The organism is Bifidobacterium sp. POST2/T3 (B1), assembly GCF_058197115.1.
In genome coordinates, this window is the sequence record NZ_JBVPQK010000244.1 from 1 (window position 1) to 3933 (window position 3933).

Genomic DNA, 3933 nt, shown 5'->3' on the forward strand with positions numbered 1-3933 from the left:
CTGACCTGGTGTCGTGGACGCCGGATAGCCTGTATGCCCGGCAGAGTGTGGAATACCAGGCCTGACGCAGGGGCAGGCCGAGCATTATGGAGGTACAGGAGAGCATGGGCCAGTCGGCTTACAGAACGAGCTACGCCACGGATGTCACTGAAGATATGGTCGGTCGCCAGGTCACGGTGGCCGGATGGGTGGATCGCCGCCGTGATCACGGAGGTGTGGCTTTCATTGACCTGCGTGACCGCTCTGGTCTGGTGCAGATCGTCATCTACGACGAGGAAGAGGCCCGGCCACTGCGCAGCGAGTATGTGATCCAGGTCACCGGCAAGGTTCGCGAACGTCCCGAGGGCAATGACAACGAGCACCTGTCCACCGGGCACATCGAGATCGTTGCCGACAAGATTGAGGTACTGGCCAAGTCGGCCGCCCTGCCCTTCCAGGTGTCCACAGCCCTGGAGAACGAGGCCGAGAACAAGCTGCCAGGCGAGGATGTGCGGCTGCGCTACCGTTATCTGGACCTGCGTCGGCCCTCCATGCAGCACAACATCCGACTGAGGGCCGCCATGAACCGTGCCGCCCGTGCTGCCTTGGACAAGATGGACTTCTGCGAGATTGAGACACCAACCCTGATTAAGTCCACCCCTGAGGGTGCCCGCGACTTCCTGGTGCCGGCCCGTCTGGTGCCCGGGTCCTGGTACGCCCTGCCGCAGTCCCCCCAGCTGCTCAAGCAGCTGCTGATGGTGGGTGGCTTCGAGCGTTATTACCAGATTGCCCGTTGCTACCGCGACGAGGACTTCCGTGCTGACAGGCAGCCCGAGTTCACGCAGCTGGACATCGAGATGAGCTTCGCCTCCCAGGAGGACGTTATGGCTATGGCCGAGCAGGTCATTGCCGAGGTCTGGAAGGCTGCGGGATTCGAGGTGACCCTGCCCATCCCCAGGATCAGCTGGCAGGAGGCCATGGACAAGTATGGCTCCGACAAGCCTGACCTGCGCTTCGGTAACCCCATCGTCGAGCTGACCAAGTACTTCAAGGACACACCCTTCCGAGTTTTCCAGGCCCCCTATGTGGGTGCCGTGGTCTATCAGGGCGCGGCCAATCTGCCCCGCAGGCAGTTCGACGCTTGGCAGGAGTGGGCCCGCCAGCGGGGAGCTAAGGGTCTGGCTTACGTCCAGTTCACCGGCGATGGCACCCTCAAGGGCCCGGTGGCCAAGAACCTGTCCGATGCTGAGCGCCAGGGTCTCAAGGAGGCTGTGGGCGCTTCGGACGGGGATGCCGTCTTCTTCGCAGCCGGACCCCGCGAGGCCTCACAGACCCTGCTGGGTGCGGCCCGCGTGGAGATCGCCCGTCGACAGGGGTTGCTCAAGCCCGACGAATTCGCCCTGACCTGGGTGGTGGACTTCCCGCTCTTCAAGCCCACCGACGATCCGGACGACGACGATGTGGCTGTGGGCCATTCCAAGTGGACCTCCATGCACCACCCCTTCACCATGCCGTCGGCTGACTGGATCGACCGCTTCGACAAGGATCCCGAGCACGCCATGAGCGACTCCTACGATATCGTCTGCAATGGCGAGGAGATGGGCGGCGGCTCGGTGCGTATCCACCGTGACGACATCCAGGACCGGATCTTCAAGGTGCTGGGCATCGGTCCCGAGGAGGCCCAGGAGAAGTTCGGCTTCCTGCTGGATGCCTTCAAGTACGGCGCTCCGCCCCACGCAGGCATCGCCTTCGGCTGGGACAGGACCGCACAGATCCTGACGGGGGCGGACTCCATCCGCGATGTCATCGCCTTCCCCAAGTCCGGCGGCGGACAGGATCCCATGACCGGTGCTCCTGCGCCTATCTCCGACCAGCAACGCGCCGAGACCGGCGTGGACTGGGAGCCGGATCAGGAGGATGACGACTGAGCGCATTCCGTCGCTGATAGACGAGAGACTACAAGGGCTGGAATCGTGCGGGGTTCCGGCCTTATTGTTTATAAACTATTACGCGCGGACGAACCAATTGGCAAGGGTAGGCCAGAAGCTCCGCTTTTCAGGAGAACCGTTTCTATGGCCGTTCCGCAACAAAGGATGAGTAAACTGCCCAATATGAGCGAAACAACCAAACAGCCGTCGGAGCGGATTCTTCCAGAGAAACCGGTCTCTGATCTCCCCGTCAAGGACAAGTCCGGGCCGCTGGTCGAGCTGGCCCACGTCGAGAAGCATTTTGGCAGCCTGCACGTCCTCAAGGACATCAACCTGCAGGTCGATACCGGCGAGGTGCTGGTGGTGGTCGGCCCCTCAGGCTCCGGCAAGTCCACCATGTGCCGGACCATCAATCGCCTGGAGTCCATCGACTCCGGTGTGATCAGAATCGAGGGTGAGCCCCTGCCCCAGGAGGGACGCGACCTGGCTCGGCTCAGGGCCGAGGTGGGCATGGTCTTCCAGTCCTTCAACCTGTTCGCCAACAAGACCATCCTGGAGAACATGACCCTGGCGCCCATCAAGGTGCGCCACATGCCCAAGAAGGATGCCGAGGACCTGGCCATGGACCTCCTAGCCCGTGTGGGTGTGGAATCCCAGGCCTCCAAGATGCCATCCCAGCTCTCAGGCGGCCAGCAGCAGCGTGTGGCAATCGCCCGCGCCCTGGCCATGCAGCCAAAGATCATGCTCTTCGACGAGCCCACATCAGCGCTGGACCCAGAGATGGTCAACGAGGTGCTGGACGTGATGATTGAGCTGGCCCAGGAGGGCATGACCATGATCTGCGTTACCCACGAGATGGGCTTTGCCCGTCAGGCCGCCGACCATATCGTCTTCATGGCCGATGGACGCATCCTGGAGAAGGACAACCCCGACGACTTCTTTGACCACCCCAAGACCCAGCGGGCCGCCGACTTCCTGTCCAAGATCCTGACCCACTGAAGCAGGAGGGAAGCATATCCGCATGAATGCAAATTTGCATGGCATGGGCCGGCCGCTGAAACGGCTGGTCAGGAATCTGACCGCAATTCTGTGCGCCCTGGGTTGCCTGGTCTCCCTGGCGGCCTGCGGCTCCGACAAGGAGGCGGGCAAGATCCGCGTGGGCATCAAGTTCGACCAGCCAGGCCTGGGCTTCAAGAAGGCCGGAACCTATGTGGGCTTCGACGTGGATGTGGCCACCTACATCGCCGGCAAGCTGGGCTACAGCGCCGACGACATCGTCTGGAAGGAGGCCCCCTCAAAGCAGCGGGAGGCCATGCTCCAGAACGGTGACGTGGACATGATCCTGGCCTCATACTCAATAACTGACGAACGCAAGCGGGCTGTCTCCTTCGCTGGACCATACATCGTCGCCGGCCAGGACCTGCTGGTGCGCAAGGAGGACCATCATATCCGCGGCCCCGAGGACCTCAACGGCAAGCGGCTGTGCTCGGTGACCGGATCCACCTCGGCCGTCACCGTCAAGAAACGGTTCGCCAAGGAGGTCCAGCTGATGGAGCAGCCGGGCTATGCCGAATGCGCCACCGCCCTCTTCTCCGGCATCGTCGATGCAGTCACCACTGACGACATCATCCTGGCGGGGCTGGCCTCCGCCTCCCGTGGAAGGCTGCGGCTGGTGGGCAAGCCCTTCACCCAGGAGTACTACGGCGTGGGCATCAAGAAGGGCAATACCGAGCTGGCCCACAAGATCAACGCTGCTCTGGCTGAGATGGAAGCCAACGGCTCCTGGCAGCGGGCGTTGGAGAACAACACCCGGGGCACCCACTACAAACCCGATCCGCGCTACAACCCGCCCAAGCCCAAGGAAGGGGAGTGAGATGTCAACCATCATCGAACTGTTTTCCGACTACGACATCCCGGCGGCCTTCTGGGTCAATATCCAGCTGACACTCTGGTCGGCCCTCTTCTCGCTGATCCTGGGCATCATCCTGGTGATCATGCGCATCTCGCCCATCTCCTCCCTGCGGGC

General features: G+C 62.5%; 3 protein-coding genes and 1 pseudogene. All 4 read left to right on the forward strand.

All coding sequences use genetic code 11. The features are described from left to right. Positions 1 to 104: 104 nt before the first annotated feature. Positions 105 to 1907, forward strand: coding sequence for an aspartate--tRNA ligase (aspS, locus tag AC0AP0_RS09825; RefSeq protein ID WP_490430332.1), 1803 nt, complete (start codon positions 105 to 107; stop codon positions 1905 to 1907). A gap of 183 nt (positions 1908 to 2090) precedes the next feature. Then, entirely contained in the window at positions 2091 to 2906 is an 816-nt protein-coding gene (locus tag AC0AP0_RS09830; protein WP_490430333.1) for an amino acid ABC transporter ATP-binding protein, read from the forward strand. 43 nt (positions 2907 to 2949) lie between these two features. Further along, a complete protein-coding gene (locus AC0AP0_RS09835; protein ID WP_198219988.1) occupies positions 2950 to 3780 on the forward strand; it encodes a glutamate ABC transporter substrate-binding protein in 831 nt (276 codons plus the stop codon). A gap of 1 nt (position 3781) precedes the next feature. Further along, positions 3782 to 3933, forward strand: a pseudogene (locus AC0AP0_RS09840) (amino acid ABC transporter permease); the annotation flags it as partial.

Excerpts from the sequence above, each read along its gene's own strand:
- AC0AP0_RS09830 (WP_490430333.1), top strand. The coding sequence starts at position 2,091 with ATGAGCGAAACAACCAAACAGCCGTCGGAGCGGATTCTTCCAGAGAAA.
- aspS (WP_490430332.1), top strand. The coding sequence starts at position 105 with ATGGGCCAGTCGGCTTACAGAACGAGCTACGCCACGGATGTCACTGAA.
- AC0AP0_RS09835 (WP_198219988.1), top strand. The coding sequence starts at position 2,950 with ATGGGCCGGCCGCTGAAACGGCTGGTCAGGAATCTGACCGCAATTCTG.